Annotated in this window: 14 protein-coding genes; 7 read left to right on the top strand and 7 right to left on the bottom strand. The window is 57.0% G+C overall.

The window, feature by feature from the left end:
- Positions 1 to 96: 96 nt before the first annotated feature.
- Together NHH03_RS09250 and sufU are read right to left on the bottom strand one after the other, a co-directional pair.
- The gene (locus NHH03_RS09250; protein WP_253155530.1) at positions 97 to 1,371 is read right to left on the bottom strand and encodes an aminotransferase class V-fold PLP-dependent enzyme; all 1,275 of its coding nucleotides are present in this window, start codon (positions 1,369 to 1,371) and stop codon (positions 97 to 99) included.
- A 2-nt stretch (positions 1,372 to 1,373) separates the two neighbouring features.
- Complete coding sequence (gene sufU, locus NHH03_RS09245) at positions 1,374 to 1,820, bottom strand: Fe-S cluster assembly sulfur transfer protein SufU (protein ID WP_253155528.1); 447 nt, start codon at positions 1,818 to 1,820, stop codon at positions 1,374 to 1,376.
- Between the two features lie 267 nt (positions 1,821 to 2,087).
- On the opposite strand from sufU, the gene NHH03_RS09240 reads away from it, so the two are divergent.
- From NHH03_RS09240 to NHH03_RS09230, 3 genes are read left to right on the top strand one after another with little or no spacing between them, the layout of a single operon-like run.
- Positions 2,088 to 3,203: a hypothetical protein gene (locus NHH03_RS09240; protein ID WP_253155526.1), complete on the top strand. Its 1,116-nt coding sequence runs from the start codon at positions 2,088 to 2,090 to the stop codon at positions 3,201 to 3,203.
- Positions 3,200 to 4,144 (top strand): hypothetical protein, encoded by a 945-nt coding sequence (locus tag NHH03_RS09235; RefSeq protein WP_253155525.1) that lies wholly within the window; start codon positions 3,200 to 3,202, stop codon positions 4,142 to 4,144. The genes NHH03_RS09240 and NHH03_RS09235 overlap by 4 nt, the downstream gene beginning before the upstream one ends.
- Positions 4,141 to 4,803 carry a class I SAM-dependent methyltransferase gene (locus NHH03_RS09230; RefSeq protein ID WP_253155524.1) on the top strand — a complete coding sequence of 221 codons (663 nt, stop codon included), beginning with the start codon at positions 4,141 to 4,143 and terminating at the stop codon, positions 4,801 to 4,803. Before NHH03_RS09235 ends, NHH03_RS09230 begins: the two co-directional genes overlap by 4 nt.
- A 113-nt stretch (positions 4,804 to 4,916) precedes the next feature.
- Here NHH03_RS09230 and NHH03_RS09225 read toward each other — a convergent pair whose 3' ends face one another.
- A complete protein-coding gene (locus tag NHH03_RS09225) occupies positions 4,917 to 5,576 on the bottom strand; it encodes a DUF4416 family protein (RefSeq protein ID WP_261364175.1) in 660 nt (219 codons plus the stop codon).
- Between NHH03_RS09225 and NHH03_RS09220 the strand changes: the two genes are divergently transcribed.
- The 3 genes from NHH03_RS09220 to NHH03_RS09210 all read left to right on the top strand — a co-directional run bounded on the left by NHH03_RS09220 (position 5,571) and on the right by NHH03_RS09210 (position 9,855).
- A complete protein-coding gene (locus tag NHH03_RS09220) occupies positions 5,571 to 6,686 on the top strand; it encodes a pyridoxal phosphate-dependent aminotransferase (protein WP_253155523.1) in 1,116 nt (371 codons plus the stop codon). The two genes, NHH03_RS09225 and NHH03_RS09220, sit on opposite strands and share 6 nt — an antisense overlap.
- Before the next feature lie 104 nt (positions 6,687 to 6,790).
- Entirely contained in the window at positions 6,791 to 8,005 is a 1,215-nt protein-coding gene (locus tag NHH03_RS09215) for a cofactor-independent phosphoglycerate mutase (protein WP_253155522.1), read from the top strand.
- Positions 8,006 to 8,067: 62 nt separating this feature from the next.
- Entirely contained in the window at positions 8,068 to 9,855 is a 1,788-nt protein-coding gene (locus NHH03_RS09210) for an aspartate kinase (RefSeq protein ID WP_253155520.1), read from the top strand.
- A 16-nt stretch (positions 9,856 to 9,871) separates the two neighbouring features.
- Here the strand turns inward: NHH03_RS09210 and NHH03_RS09205 are convergent, their stop codons facing one another.
- The 4 genes from NHH03_RS09205 to NHH03_RS09190 form a co-directional block, all read right to left on the bottom strand.
- Entirely contained in the window at positions 9,872 to 10,171 is a 300-nt protein-coding gene (locus NHH03_RS09205) for a Rho termination factor N-terminal domain-containing protein (protein ID WP_253155518.1), read from the bottom strand.
- Between the two features lie 24 nt (positions 10,172 to 10,195).
- A complete protein-coding gene (locus tag NHH03_RS09200) occupies positions 10,196 to 10,780 on the bottom strand; it encodes an exopolysaccharide biosynthesis protein (RefSeq protein WP_253155516.1) in 585 nt (194 codons plus the stop codon).
- A 36-nt stretch (positions 10,781 to 10,816) separates the two neighbouring features.
- Positions 10,817 to 11,608, bottom strand: a complete 792-nt coding sequence (locus NHH03_RS09195; RefSeq protein WP_253155514.1) for an SDR family oxidoreductase — start codon at positions 11,606 to 11,608, stop codon at positions 10,817 to 10,819.
- A 364-nt stretch (positions 11,609 to 11,972) separates the two neighbouring features.
- Positions 11,973 to 13,703 (bottom strand): arylsulfatase, encoded by a 1,731-nt coding sequence (locus tag NHH03_RS09190; RefSeq protein WP_253155512.1) that lies wholly within the window; start codon positions 13,701 to 13,703, stop codon positions 11,973 to 11,975.
- A 324-nt stretch (positions 13,704 to 14,027) separates the two neighbouring features.
- Between NHH03_RS09190 and NHH03_RS09185 the strand changes: the two genes are divergently transcribed.
- Positions 14,028 to 15,431, top strand: coding sequence for a serine hydrolase domain-containing protein (locus NHH03_RS09185; RefSeq protein WP_253155510.1), 1,404 nt, complete (start codon positions 14,028 to 14,030; stop codon positions 15,429 to 15,431).
- Positions 15,432 to 15,593: the final 162 nt, after the last annotated feature.

Here is a 15,593-nt window from a genome sequence, read left to right as displayed (position 1 = left end):
GCGATGGTCGTAGCTGATCCCGCCAAGGGTTCAGTGGGATCGGGGGAGATGCAGGGGGGGACGGACCTGCAATACAGAACGAACAGTCCGGCGAACCTAAGACGCTGGCGAGGGGTTGCGGCGACGACGACGCCGCCCGCCTCGAGCGAATTTTTCACGAGCTTCTTTGACCGCGGCGACGAATCGTTCGACTTCGTCCAGCGTGTTGTAGAGGTAAAAACTGGCGCGGGTCGACGCCGTCTTACCTAACGAATCGTGCAGTGGCATCGCACAGTGGTGACCTGCGCGGACGGCGACACCGCGGGTATCCAACCACTGGGCTACGTCGTGGGCGTGCACGCCATCGATCGTAAAACTGACGATGCCACCTTTCTTGTCAGGCGTTGGACCGATGATCTGTACGCCTGGGATTTCCCGCAACGCTGTATCAGCAGCCTTGCAGAGCACATGCTCGTGCTGCGCGATGTCGTCCAAACCGACGGCTTGCAGGTAGCGCATTGCAGCGGCCAGGCCGATGGCCGGGGCGATCGGAGGCGTTCCCGCTTCGAATTTTTCGGGCAACTCGGCAGGTGTGAACCCGGTGGTCGTGACTCGATCGATCATGCCTCCGCCACCTAGAAACGGCGGCATCGCTTCCAACCATTTCTGTTTGCCATACAGCACACCGATTCCGTTTGGCCCGCAGATCTTGTGCCCGCTGAAGGCGACAAAGTCGGCGTCCCACTGTTGCACGTCCACCGTTTCATGGGGAGCGGCCTGGGCGGCATCAATCAAGACCGTCGCACCGGCATCGTGGGCCAATCGAGTCCAGGTGGCGACCGGGAAACGAGTACCGATCACGTTGCTGGCCGCTGTGAAGGCAAACAGTTTCGGATTCAGCGACTGAAGTTTTTCAGCGACCAGTTGGTCGTTCATCGTGAAGTCATCGCCCAACGGCAGAAACTCCACGCGGCATCCGCTGCGCTCTGCCAATTGGTGCCAGGGCACGATGTTGGCGTGGTGTTCGGCGATGGTCAGCAGCACCACGTCACCGGCCGCCAGGTTGGTATTGCCCCAACTGTGGGCGACGGTATTGATGGCCGCGGTGGTTCCCGCGGTGAAAATGATTTCACAGTCCGAGGCGGCGTTGATAAACTGACGGGTCGTCGAGCGCGCTTGCTCGTAGGCGGCCGTCGATTCTTCGCTCAACGTGTGGATCCCGCGATGCACATTGGCATAATAACGCTGGTAGCAATCGCTGACCGCATCAATCACCGCTTGGGGACGCTGCGTGCTGGCAGCGTTGTCCAGGAATGCCAGCGGCGCACCACTGGCCGCACAGCGGCTGAGAATTGGGAAATCATCGCGATAGCGGTTTGGATCAAACGACATCGTTAGCTTTCTTCGCCCAGACTCGGCCCGCCAAACTGGGATCCGGTTTCGGAGTCATCTGAAGGATCATTGATGGGAGAATGCAAGGCGGACTGCAACACACGCCAAGACAGCAGACAGCATTTCTGGCGGTTCGGCGTCAACTGGGGGCCAAACAGTTCCAGCATTTCGTTGGCACTGAACTCCTTGGCCTGTTCCACGGTTTTTCCTTCCAGCTTTTCGATCAGCATGGATGCCGACGCTTGGCTGATCACACATCCCTCGCCATCAAACCAAGCCTCCTCGATCTTTCCGTCGGCCCCCAGACGCAGCGAAACTTGGATCAAATCCCCGCACAGCGGGTTTTTCCCCTCGTCTTCATGGGTCGCCGTTTCCAGCGGGCCGCGGTGATAGGGATCTTCGTAGTGATCCAAGACGTGTTCTTCGTAAATGTCTTGCTCGTTGGGCATGGTTCGACAGAAATCGTTCGGCAGTGATCGAGAATAAAATCAGGGAGGCGCATCCGTCGCCGGCTATTTAAGTCTACGCGCGTTGTCAAAAATCGACGAGTCCCAATCTGGGCGAAATTGCCGCGGCTAAATTACACAGGTCTCTGGCGAATGCCCGCCGAGCATTTTGGGGCGATTGGGGTTATGCTGCTAGAAACTCGACGCTGACCAGCATCTCGCTGCGACGGTCGGCCGATTTTGGCCGTCTCTTTACTGTTCGATTTGTTCATGAATTCAGTTTCCTTCTCGATGAAACACAATCGCCGCGACGCGCTACGGGTGCTCGGTTGCTCGGCCACGTCCGCCGCCGCGTTGATGCTGGCCGGATGTCCGTTGGCGATGCCGGAATCGTCGCCAATGCCCGCCGCTGAGGGTGATTCTGAAACCGTTCCGATCGATGTATTGGTCGATCAAACGCTGCGAATCGAAAAACAGACGCGTGGTTTGTCGACGATGGTCAACGGTGCCTGGCAGATCTTTCACGGCGTCTTGGCCTATGGCGATGAATTTGAAGTCGACACGCCGGCTGGCCGCACCTCTGCTCTCGCCTATTTTGCCGATGGCGGAACCTGCTCAGGATTTCAGCCCAGCCTGGGGGATCGGCTGGATGATGACCAGCGCTGGGGACTGCGTGTCGATCTGGAGGCGTCCACCAAAATCGGCCAAGGTCACCGAGATCAATGGCTGGCCGTGGTCGCTCAAGCCGGATTGGGGGTGAATGCTCCCTGGGTTGTGGGCGAACACACTTTGAAAATAGATGACTGGATGCGGCAAGCCGAATGGGATGTGCCGTTGAACTACGAGACCGAATTCAGTTGGACGCTGATTCCACTGTCAATGTATCGCCCCACCGATTATCGCTGGACGGCACGCGATGGCGACGACTACAGCACCGAATTGTTGTTGCAATCCGAGGTCATGCGGGATCTTTCGGCCAGCGTCTGCGGCGGGACCCATCGTTTGATCGGAATCGCATTTGCCGTTCGCAAGCGGGTCTCCGAAGGCAATCCATTGACCGGCGTTTGGTCCGATGCGCAGCAGCATCTCGATGCCGCGATCGAAATGGCACGGGTCAACCAAAACCCCGACGGGTCCTACAGCACGTCCTACATGCATCGCAGCGGTTGGTGCAACGATTTGGGCGAGATGTTGGGGACCACCGGCCATGTGCTGGAATTTCTAGCCATTAGTGCCGACCAGCAAACCCTGCGATCGGATTGGGTGCAGCGCAGCGTGCGAAAACTGTGTGGCGTATTGCAGCAATGCCGCGGAATCGATTTGGAGTGCGGTGTGCTGTACCACGCGCTGCATGGATTGGCCGAGTACCAGCGTCGCACCGCGTGAAGGTCGATCACGATGTTGCGGCGTCCACACCTCTTGCGGCGTGGTGCTGGTTGCACGTGTATTCGCTGGATGCCGTTGCCATCGGGTTGTGCTGGCACCTGGTGATGACCAACACATTTTGTTCACGCGATCCGATCTGGTACGAAAGTGTAGTGCTAGGGTTGTCGATCTGGTTGATCTACACCCTGGATCGGTTGCTGGATTCCCGGCGGTTGACGCCACAGCATCCACACACACTGCGGCACCAGGTGCATTGGATTCAACGTCGCGCGTTGTCAGCAATCTGGTGCGTGGTGGCGATCGTGGATGTGATGCTGGGCGCCCTGATGGCGACTCGCGGCCAACTGGTCTGGGGATCGGCGTTGGTGGCGGCGGTTGTTGTCTACGTGATCGCAGTTCAATCGAGCGGACGTTGGCGGCAGTGGTTTCCCAAAGAACTGGTTGCGGGCATGGTGTTTTCATCGGGCGTCAGTCTGTCGGCCTGGATGCAGCAGTTCCCGCATCAAGGTGCCGAGTTGCTGGTGTCGACCGGATTAGCCGGATGTTTGTTTGCATCCAATTGCATTGCGGTTGCCTGTTGGGAGCGCAGGTTGGATCAACACCAGGGATTTACATCCTGGGCAACGCTACATCCCCGGTCGGCCCACTGGTTACCACTCGCTTTGACGATTCAAATCCTGATGACTGGAATATTATTCAGCGTTGGACGAGTGCCGGCGCTGGTAGCCAGCTGCTTGGTAGGCGGCCAATTGCTGTTGTGGGCGGTCACGCGGGTGCATCGCCACCCGGTCAGCCAGCGTGGTTCTGACTGGGATTTGCATAGTGTCAGCCTTCCGGTTCCGACGTTTAGCTTGTTGGCCGACGCGGCGGTGCTGTTTCCTCCACTGGTTTGGGTTGCGGTCCGCTGCGTCGCTGCGATGATCGGAATGCCGACGCAATGAATCCCCCCGATCAATCTGTTCGCGGCTATGACCGTTTGGCCGCGCCCTATCGCTGGCTGGAATACGTTGCGTTTGGGCGGCGGTTGCAACAAGCTCGCGTGGCGTTGTTGTCGCAATTGCCGCCGCTTCGGCGCGCGATGTTCCTGGGCGACGGAGACGGTCGATTGTTACAGCAATTCTGTCGCCGACAGCCACAGTGCCAGGTCACCAGCATCGATCAAAGTCGTCAGATGCTGCGGCGTCAACTCGCTCGGGTAGAACGCGTGGGGGCGGCCCAGCGGGTTCGCTTTGAATGTCAGAATGCCGCCCGATATGAACCACCGCCCGGCGCCTTCGATCTATTGGTGGCCCCATTTTTCCTAGACTGCTTCGCGGAATCGGAATTACAGCGTCTGCTGCCTCAGTGGCTTGCCGGACTGCGAGACGGTGGCCTGTTCTATTTCGTCGACTTCACGCGCCCCGACCGGCCTAAATGGCGACGCGCCCAGGCGGACATGTATCTGGCGATGATGCATCAATTCTTTCGCTGGCAAACCGACCTGCCGAATCGTGAATTGGTGAAATGGGATCGTCTCTTGGATCGACAACCGTTGCGGATGATCAGCACCGCCAAGGGGCTGCACCCGATGCTTGTTTCACGTCTTTACCAAACGTATTGATCGACTAGCCGGTGCACCCATTTTGAAGTTGCGTTATTTGCGGCAGGCATTGGTTTTTGGAAACCCGACGCGTCGGGTTACCAATTCAACAGCGCTGCCAGCGAACGATTTCACTAACCGGTTGATTTTCGATTGCGAAATCCGTCGCCGGCCAGCAGTCGTTCTCGCAGATGATTGCGGCATTGCATCACGAACTCACAAACCTTGTCGGTGCGATAGTCGGGATAGGTCCAGCGATGGTGATTCCATTTTTTAGCGCTGTAGGTCAGCGTGATCTCGCCAAAAATTCCGTTGCGCAAGTAGATCCTGTGGTCACGATCCTTGGTCGTCGCTAACACCAATTTGGCTTGCGTGATGTAACCGGGGTCCAAGTTCAACGGTCGCTTGATCGAGTCGTCGGTCGACGGAAACTCCGCCTCGACCGCATTGGTCCAAAGCTTCCAATCCGCCAGACCGTCTGGACTGAGAGGCTGTTCAAATGCTAGCAGTTCTTTCCGCAGACCAGCGCCCATCGCTGGGGTATAAAATCCGCCTGCGAGGAAGGGCAGTGGAGCCGATTGAAAGACGAGTTTCCCCCACTCCGATTCTAGTTTTTCAATTGCTCGGCGACGGACCTGATCGTCTTGCGAAATCACCGCGCAGAATCGAATAACCGGCTCCACATACAACACCTCGGCCACAAGCTTCCTCTCGTCTAGAATCCAGACCTTTGAGAATGACGGTTTTGTCATCCCACAGATATCTCCACCACGCAGCATAGCAAAAACATGCATCCTTGGATCGCCGACCGCACGACCACGTTTGACGCCAGTGGAATCCGCAAAGTCTTTGATTTGGCAGCCAAACTAAAAGATCCGATCAACCTGTCGATCGGGCAGCCCGATTTCGACGTGCCGGAATCGATCCAAGATGCTGCGGTCGATGCGATCCGTAGCGGCAAAAACGCCTACTCACCGACGCAGGGAATCGCACCGCTACGCCAGGCGCTTAAGACGGAAATTGATCAGCGCTATGGACACGCCGACCGCGACGTGTTTGTCAGCAGCGGTACCAGCGGCGGACTGATGCTGTCGATGATGTCGATGGTCAATCCAGGCGACGAAGTGATTTATCTGGATCCGTTCTTCGTGATGTATCCAGCGCTGTTAAAAATGTCCGGTGGTGTACCGGTGCCGATCAATTCCTATCCCGATTTTGCTTTGGATCCGGACAAGATCGCTGCCGCAATCACTTCGAAAACCAAAATGATCTTGTTGAACAGTCCCGCCAATCCCACCGGCGTCACGGCGACGCGGGAGCAGTTGGAAGCGGTCGCGCGGTTGGCGGCGGACAAGAACATCGCGTTGGTGTCTGACGAAATCTATTCCCGGTTTCACTACGACGGTGATTTCGTTTCACCGGCCGAATTCAATCCCGACACCATCGTGATCGACGGATTCAGCAAGAGCCATGCGATGACCGGGTGGCGCGTTGGTTTTGTCCACGGCCCTCAAGAAGTGATCGCGACGATGCTGAAGATCCAACAGTATTCGTTTGTCTGTTCCCCCCAACCCGCGCAGTGGGGGGCTTTGCGCGCGATGGAGGTCAGCTTGGACGGCCATATCGCCGACTATCGCCGCAAACGCGACTTGATTTGTGATGGATTGTCAGAACGATTCGAATTCACCCGCCCCGGCGGCGCATTTTACCTGTTCCCCAAAGCCCCCGGGTCGGCCGGTGGCGAAGCGTTCGTGCACAAAGCGATTGAGCGAGGATTGTTGATCATTCCCGGCAAGATTTTCAGCCAACACGACACACATTTCCGCATCAGCTTCGCAGCCACTGACCAGACACTGCACGCCGGCGTCGCCCTGCTAAACGAACTGGCCGACGAAGTGAGTTAAAAGCGATCCGTCCGGCCCCTTCCGATTTCACGCTTTCTACATGAAACTAGGGGATTGTTTGCGACAGGCCCTTCCCCAAATCAGCGATTTTCCCAGCCAGAAACATGAAGTATGTCATTGTGATCCCGGACGGATGCGCCGACGAGCCGATCGAGGCTCTGGGTGGAAAAACGCCTCTGCAAGCCGCCACATTGCCGGCAATGGATGCGATCGCCGCACGTGGGTCACTTGCGCTGGCAAACAACACGCCGGCCGATTTTCCAGCCGGCAGCGAGGTGGCCAATTTGTGTTTGTTCGGCTATGACCCGTACCAGTATTTCACCGGTCGGGCCCCCCTGGAAGCCGCTGCCGGGGGCATCACGCTGGGGCCGCATGATTTTGCCGCCCGCTGTAATTTGGTCTCCATCGAAGACCAGGTGATGGTCGACTTCACCGCAGATCATATCAGTAGCGAAGAATCGACCCAGTTGCTGGCCGCCGCAGGCGAAGCGCTGTTAAGTGAGTTCGGGGGCCGTTTCGAGTTCGTCCCCGGGGTCAGCTACCGCAACCTTTTGATCTACCGTGGCGATGCCGATACGCCACCGCCGTTTTCCGCTGAAACCCGCACCAGCGCGCCACACGACCTGACCGATCTATCGGTTGCTGACGATTTTCCTCGTGGGCCCGGCAGCGATTTATTGGTTCGATTGATGAATGGATCGGCCGATGTGTTTGCCGGCCATCCGGTCAATGCCGCACGAATCAAAGCGGGCAAACGTCCGGCGACCAATGTCTGGCTGTGGGGTTTGGGCGGCGCTCCGTCGATGCCCACCTTTGAGGAACGTTTCGCGGTCCGGGGTGCCATGATCACTGCGGTCGACCTGTTACGAGGCATCGCGGCGCTGGCGGGATGGCCGCGAATCGAAGTCGCCGGGGCGACTGGATACCTGGACACCGACTATGCCGCCAAAGGCGCAGCCGCGGTCGCGGCACTGGACGAATTCGATCTGGTGTGTGTGCACATTGAAGCCCCCGACGAGGCCTCGCATGAGGGTCGGCACGACGCCAAAATTGAAGCCTTGCAACAGATCGACCAGCACATCGTGGCGCCGCTGGCGGCCGCGTTGGCTGCGTACGGTGATCACCGTATCTTGGTCACTCCCGACCATCCGACGTTCTGCAGCACCAAGAAACACGCTCACGGAATGGTCCCGTTGGCGATGGCTGGTACGGGGATCGATGCCGACACCCAAACCAGCTACGACGAATTGTCCGCCGACAATTCCGGACGCCGTTTTGCCCAAGGTTGGGATTTGATGGACGCCTTCATTAGCCGGTGATCCAACACTGCTTTGAGTGAGTCCTCGTTTTCGTCACGTCACATTCTTTGTCCTATTCGTCCATGTCATTGATCGTCCAAAAATTTGGCGGCACCAGCGTTGCCGATGTCGAAAAAATCCGTGCCGCAGCGCGCAAAGCCATTCGTGCCCAGCGCCAAGGCCATCGCGTCGTGATGGTCGTCAGCGCAATGGGCAAGAACACCGACCGCTTGTTGGAACTGGCATCCGAAGTCGGGCCCAATCCGCCGGCCCGAGAAATGGACATGTTGCTCAGCACGGGCGAACAAGTCAGTGTTGCGCTCGTCGCGATGGCAATCAACGCGTTGGGTAGCGAAGCGGTCAGTTTGACCGGTGGTCAAATCGGGATGCAAACCGATAGTAGTTTCAGCAAAGCTCGGATTCGATCGATCTCCACCGAGCGGATTGAGCGGTTGTTGGACGATGGGAAAATTGTCGTTGCAGCGGGTTTCCAAGGCATCGACAACGATCTAAACATCACCACGCTCGGCCGCGGCGGCAGTGACACCACCGCGGTCGCGCTGGCTGCCGTCCTGAAAGCCGATGCCTGTGAGATTTACACCGACGTCGACGGGGTTTACACCACCGACCCACGCCTGTTGCCCGAAGCCCGTCGGGTGGATGTGATCAGTTACGACGAAATGTTGGAACTGGCCAGTTTGGGTGCCGGCGTGATGCATAACCGCAGCATCGAGTTTGCCAAAAAATTCGGCGTCCCGATCCATGTCCGAAGCAGTTTCTCGGACACCGAAGGCACGATGATCGTGACCGAACGAGAATCGGCCACCGCACCGGTCAGCGGCGCAGCAATGACGCCTGATGAAGCCCGAGTGACCGTGTTAGGAGTTCCCGACGTGCCGGGAATGAGTTTGCAGGTGTTTTCAGCGATTGCCGAGAAAAAAATCGCCGTTGATATGGTGGTCCAGAACGTTGGCGATGGTGGCAAGGCCGACATCTCGTTCACCGTTCGCCGCGACGAACTGCAGCCCACACTGCAGACCCTGGAACCGATCATTGCCGCAATCGGCGCCGAAGGGATCACCCACGACGACAACGTCAGTAAAGTCTCGGTGGTGGGAGCCAACATGGCCGATCAAGCCGGTGTGGCCAGCGAGATGTTCCGCGCGCTGGCCGGCGCAGACGTGAACATCCAGATGATCACAACCAGTGAAATCAAGATCAGCGCGCTGGTGCCGCGCGATCAAGCCGCCACCGCATTGCGCGCCGTCCACCAGGCGTTCCGGTTGCACGAAAAACCCGCCGATGCAAAGTCCTGGAACCAAATCAAAGCGGATCGCGAATCCGGCGTCGAAGTCGAAACGTTGATCAGTCGGCTGCGCGATGATGCCTTGGAAGCGTTGACGTTGACCGGAATTTCAGTGGTTGAAAATCAAGCCCGTGTGACGTTGCTGGGTGTTCCCGATCGCCCAGGCATCGCCGCTGACATGTTCGAACGCATCGGCGCCGCTGGAATCTCGGTGGATATGATCGTACAGGGGTTTGACGGCGAAGACGGTTCGACCAGCGTCAGCTTTACGGTCGACGAAAGTGCGCTCGAGCAAAGTCTGGCGGTAGCCAAACAGATCGCGACGGCCCATGGTATGCGTGGCGTTCAGGGTGTTGCTGACATTGCCAAAGTCACCGTCAGCGGAATCGGTCTACGCAGCCACACCCACGTCGCGACACTGTTGTTCGAAACCCTGTCGGCGACGGATACCAACATCGAAATGATCGGAACCAGCGAACTCCAGGTCAACGCCGTGATCAGCAGTGACGCTGCGGCCAAAGCCAAGTCCGGCCTGGAAAAAGTCTTCGCTGATTCGTTGGGCTAAACCCTGCGGCAGTGCTTCAACCGGTGGCCTTGCGGATCGCTTCGATCAGCTCAGACTTCTTCATCGAACTGCGCCCGCGGATGTTCAAGTCAGCGGCTCGATTGCGCAGTTCTTCGACGGTTCGTTCGTCAAGAGAGGTGTTCGGATTCCCGGTCCCCTGCGTGGTCTTGTTGGGAGTGCGGCCTTCTTCGCGTCGTTGTTTGTTGACCGTTCTGGCGGCAATCTCTTGAGCGTCTTCCTCCGACCTCCCACGATCAAGTTGGCTTGACTTGATGTGCTCGTATTGTCGCTCGTCTTTATCGTTCCATTCAGGCATGACAAAACCTCCAATCTTGGATGATTAACCCACCAAATTCCAAACCACCAACCCGATGGTGGCTAACGAGAAAGCTAACGCGACACCCGCCAGCAAGCCATCTTTGGCAATCAATGCCAGTCCAAATGCAGCGATGGCCGCACCGGCCACGTTCGCGCTAAACGGCACAAACTCCAGAATCGGGGTTGCTGCGGCGATGATGATGCAGGCAATGGCGATGATGCTAACGCCGGCGTGTTCCACCAGCCACGGAAACCGCCGCCGCGTGATCCGATCAAACCATTCCGCTGGCGTTTGCAGCCAACGAATCATTCGATGCAATCGCTCGCTTTTGATTTCGCGTTTCTCAATCCAATCGGGCACCCAAACGTGTTCCCGTTTGAACAGGATTTGAACCGCCACAATGATCACCAGAACGCCCAACACGACTGGCACCCCAGGGATATCGGCTGGTCCGGGAGCCAACATGATCAGTCCGATCAACAGCAAGACAGGGGCAAACGAACGCTGGCCAGCAGCGTCCAACGCCTCGCCAAACGACACACGGCTTTGATCCTGAGAAAGTGAATCCACTCGCTCCAGCATCGATTCCATCGGGCTATCGCTCATCTTGCTGTTCCGTAATGTGGCTTGCGAAAGGGGGGATCAAAGCGGTGTTTTTCCTCCGGTGCAACCGAATACTTCCGCGGTGACATAGCTGGCCTCTGGACTTGCCAACCAAACGTACAGCGGAGCCAATTCGGCGGGCTGGGCCGGACGCTCAAATAACGTGTCGGCTCCGAAATTCTGTATGTTTTCCTTGGGCATCGATCCGGGGATGAGTGGCGTCCAGACGGGGCCCGGGGCCACCGCATTGACGCGGACTCCGTGTTCGATGGCCAGTTTCGCCAGCCCTTTCGTCATCCCCAATAGCGCGGACTTCGTCGCGGAGTAGGGAAGCAGGTAGGGCGACGGGTTGTAGCCTTGAATCGACGCGGTATTGATGATGCTTCCGCCGGCCGTCAAACGGTTCATCGCGGCGCGGCACAGCCAGAACGTGGCGTAGACGTTCGTCTTGAAAATGCGATCGAACATCTCCGTCGACCAGTCGTCAATTTCTTCGCGAGTGTCTTGGTAGGCAGCATTGTTGACCAAGATGTCGATCGCACCCAATTGGTCCACTGATTCTTCAATCAATTGTTCGCAGAATGCTTCATCGCGCAGGTCACCCGGAATCACTGCAGCTTTAACGCCGGCATCTCTGACAAGCTGCGCGGTTTCCTGGGCGTCGTCGTTTTCCGAGAGATAGTTGATTGCGACATTGGCACCCTCGCGAGCGTATGCAATCGCGACGGCGCGACCAATACCGCTATCGCCGCCGGTGATCAACGCGGACAAACCACTCAGTTTCCCCGACCCCCGATACGATTGTTCGCCGTGATCGGGCTGTGGATTCATCTGAGACGTTCGACCGGGCATCTCGATCGGCGATTGATTTTTGAAGGGAGGTTTTTCGAAAGCCTGGCGAGGGTCGATCAGTCGGACTGGATCGATGGTTTGGCTGGACACGTGGCAAACTCCTGAAGCGTCTGAGGAAGAAGCCCTCGAAATTGAATGGGCTGTTCTAACTGCCAGCCGCGTTGCAAATCGCGTTCCAGCAACCGCGACCCTCTTCCCAACCGCAACAACAGCCGCCTAAATCACAGCCTGCCATGTCCCACATCAAAACGCCGCAACCAACCATTGGCAGCCGATCGACCACCAAGCCCCCAATTCAGCCACCCGCCCCCAAAAAGGGGCTGGGGGTTTTTATTGGCTTTCGCTAGTCGCGTTTTTTCTTGGGACGTAGCGGAAGGACATCGGCGCGTTTGGCGTAGGCCTGCCACATGGCGGCCAGCTGTTCGACTCGCTGGGGATGCTGGCCCGCCAAATCGTGTTGTTCGCTGCGGTCGGTCGCCAGGTTGTACAGTTCCCATTTGCTGTTGGGGCCTTTGGCAACCAGTTTCTCGTCACCGACACGGATCGCGCGATTGCCTTCGTGTTCCCAGTAGATCGCTTCTCGATCAATTGCTTTGCCGGTAAACGTCGGTAGCAAACTGACACCTTCCATCGGTTTGATTCGGTTGCCACCGTGAGCGGTTTCGGGGTAGTCCGCATTGGCGACATCGACTGCGGTGGCCATCAAATCGATCAGGTGGCCGGGGGTGTGCTCCAGTTCTCCGTGACGTGTCACGTGATCGGGCCAGTGCACGATCAAAGGTGTCGAGATTCCGCCTTCATGCGTATAGTGCTTGTACTCACGAAACGGAGTGTTGGACACCGTCGCCCAGGCTTGTCCGTAGCCAATGTAAGTGTCGGCCGGCCCCGCCATGACTCCCTTGCCGGTCCGTACGGGAAATCCATCGCGAGTTTGTTTGGGCTGCATATCGGGCTGCAAATAGTCGTCGGCTAACGTTGGCAACGGTGCCGATTCGGCGCGTGGTTTTCCTTCACCGCGGCGGCCATAGTTTTCCGCGCAACCGCCATTGTCTTGAAAGAAACAGATCAGCGTGTTCTCCAGTTGGCCGGTGCCTCGCAGTGCGTCGACGATCCGTCCGATTCCCTGATCCATGTTGTCGATCATCGCGGCGTAGACTTCCATATTGCGTTTGTCCCAATCCCAAAATTCGGTTTCTTTGGTCTTGTCCGAGATTGGGAAGTTGGTCGTTGCCTTGGGATCGATGACGCCCAGGGAAGCCATTCGCTGATAACGCGCGGCACGCACGGCGTCATAGCCGTCGTCATAGCGGCCGACGTATTTTTGGATGTCTTTGTCCAGTGCATGCATCGGCCAGTGGGCAGCAGTGAAACTGACATACATAAAAAACGGTTGGTCATCGGATTCGTAATGATGTTCATTGATGAACCGAACGGCATGGTCGGCAATCGCATCGGTGTAATAGTACGTGCCGTTGGCTTGCTGATCGGGTCCGTATTCGGGATCGTCGGCCGGAGAAATGAATTGGTTGTCGCGGGTCAGCGTGTTGGGGTCAAAGAAACTGCCGGCGCCGTGAATGGTGCCGTAAAACCGTTCGAATCCCCGTTGCAACGGCCAGTTCTGTTTGTCGGCTTCGGTTTTAGGGTGGATGACTTTGGTGACATGCCACTTTCCCGACATGTACGTTCGATAGCCAGCCGGACGCAACACTTCGGCAATCGTCACACAATTGCGATTTAGATCACCTCGGTAGCCGTCGTACCCCAAGTCTTGCATCATGTGACCGATGCCCGCTTGATGCGGATACAGACCAGTCATCAAGCTCGCTCGCGTCGGGCAACAGCGTGCGGTGTTATAAAATTGAGTGTAGCGCAGTCCGTTGTCGGCAAGCGCGTTTAGATTGGGCGTTTCGATTTCGCTGCCATAGCATCCGATGTCCGAATACCCCATGTCGTCGGACATGATGTAAATGATGTTGGGGCGGCTGGGCGATTCAGATTTTGCCTGATCGACATGGAGCAGCGAGACCAAAAACGCGACCACAATCAGGTCGGTACGACAGAGCAAGCGAAACATAGAGCACACACTACAGTGGGTTAACGACACGAGGAAAGCATCAATTTACACGTTCGCAGTCTCCACCGGGCCGCCCTTCATGGAGGTTCTTCACGCCAGACGCGCGAGTTTTGAAGTTGCGATTTTCATCACAACCCGACGCATCAGCGAGGGATTTTGGGTGTTAGCGGGATCACTCGCTGTCGCGTCGGGTTACCAAAAACCAATGCCTCGCGCAAAAGCGAAACTTCAAAACACGCGAGCGAAGTGCTGGGTTTCAACATCAATCTTTGGTCAGGCCTATACTCCTGTTGCGTCACTCTTTTCTCGATCGAGGCATTTTCAATGCGTTTCCGTTTCATTGGCGTCTTGCTGGTCTATTGGAACCTGGTGTTGCCCAACTCTGTCGCGCCGGCCAATGCTGCGCCGCCGGACCTGGGCGACCCCAGCATTCAAGAACAGGTTCGTAAGCTGGTTCAGACTTACGTCGACTCGGAACGTGTCGTCGGGGTGTCGGTCGGATTGATCTGCGATGGAAAAACGTTGACCGTGCATGCGGGCAAAACGGCTGCCGATGGGCCAGGTGCCGACGATCACACCGTCTATGAAATCGGGTCGATCAGCAAAGTCTTTACCGGAGTGCTTTTGGCCGATGCGGTGGTGCAGGGCAAAGTCAAATTGGACCAACCCATGGCGCAACTATTGCCCGCCGGATCGCAGATTCGACAGGTGGGTGATAAACCAATCACACTGCGTGATCTGGCGACTCATCGCAGTGGGCTACCACGACTGGCTGACAACATGGTGAACATTGCTGGCGAAAATCCCTATGCCGACTACACGTCAAAGCTGGCACTCGAATTTTTGCAGAATCACCAGCCCACTCGGGCGCCGGGGGAAAAGATGGAGTATTCCAATTTTGCCACGTCACTGCTGGGCTTTCTGCTGTGCAACCAGCAATCCGTTTCTTATGACCAACTGTTGCATAGTCGAATCAGTGGTCCGCTGATGATGCAGGAAACCACTGTGACGGAGGATGCGAACGTACTGAAACGGCTTGCCCAGGGACATCGATCGCCAGGCAACTCGACATCGACGTGGGAGTTTGCCGACATGCCTGGCGCCGGTGGCATTCGCAGTAGCATCGCAGACATGATGCGTTTTGCGCAAGCCAACTTGGATCCACCCAACGATGCCATCGGCAAAGCGATTGAACTTGCCTGGCAACAGCATCAGCCCAGCCAGGGTGATGCGTTTGCCATGGGATTGGGCTGGCACTTAGCACGCGATGGCCAGACCCGCTGGCACAACGGTCAAACCGCCGGCTTCCACTCGATGTTGATGGTCAATCGAAACATTCCGGCCGCAGTGGTCGTGCTCTCCAACACAGCCGTGTTAGAGATCGATGTGCTGGGTGAAGATTTCATGCGAATGCTTGCTGGTTCCCCAGTCAAGCCGAAACAAATCGAGGAACAGGTCAGAGTACCGGTCGAGAAAATGCAAAAGCTAGAAGGCCGATATCAGTTGGCGCCGACGTTTATCTTTGACGTGAAAGTGAACGATGGCAAGTTGATGGTTGGCGTGACCAATCAACCGACGTTTCAGGTTTATCCGAAATCGGAGACTGAATGGTTCTACAAAGTCGTGCCGGCATCACTTGTTTTCAAAGCTGACAGCAAGGGTGATTTCAACCAGTTGGAACTGTTGCAAAACGGCGTCCGGCAAACGGCCAAACGCATTGCCAACTAGCGGATCAAAGCACAAGACGACGCGCCAGTGCAGCTTCTTGTGCCACCCATTGGGAGAGTGCCACCCATTTGGAGAGTCGCATGCACTCAATCCCATCTCTACGCCAACGGCGTTCAATAGCATAGCCCGGGGTCACTGTCGAATCTGCTGGAGGCAGGTTCG

Source organism: Stieleria tagensis (genome assembly GCF_024129865.1).
GTDB lineage: Bacteria > Planctomycetota > Planctomycetia > Pirellulales > Pirellulaceae > Stieleria > Stieleria tagensis.
Note: the sequence above shows the minus strand (reverse complement) of the source record. Positions and strands in the feature narration are given on the sequence as shown.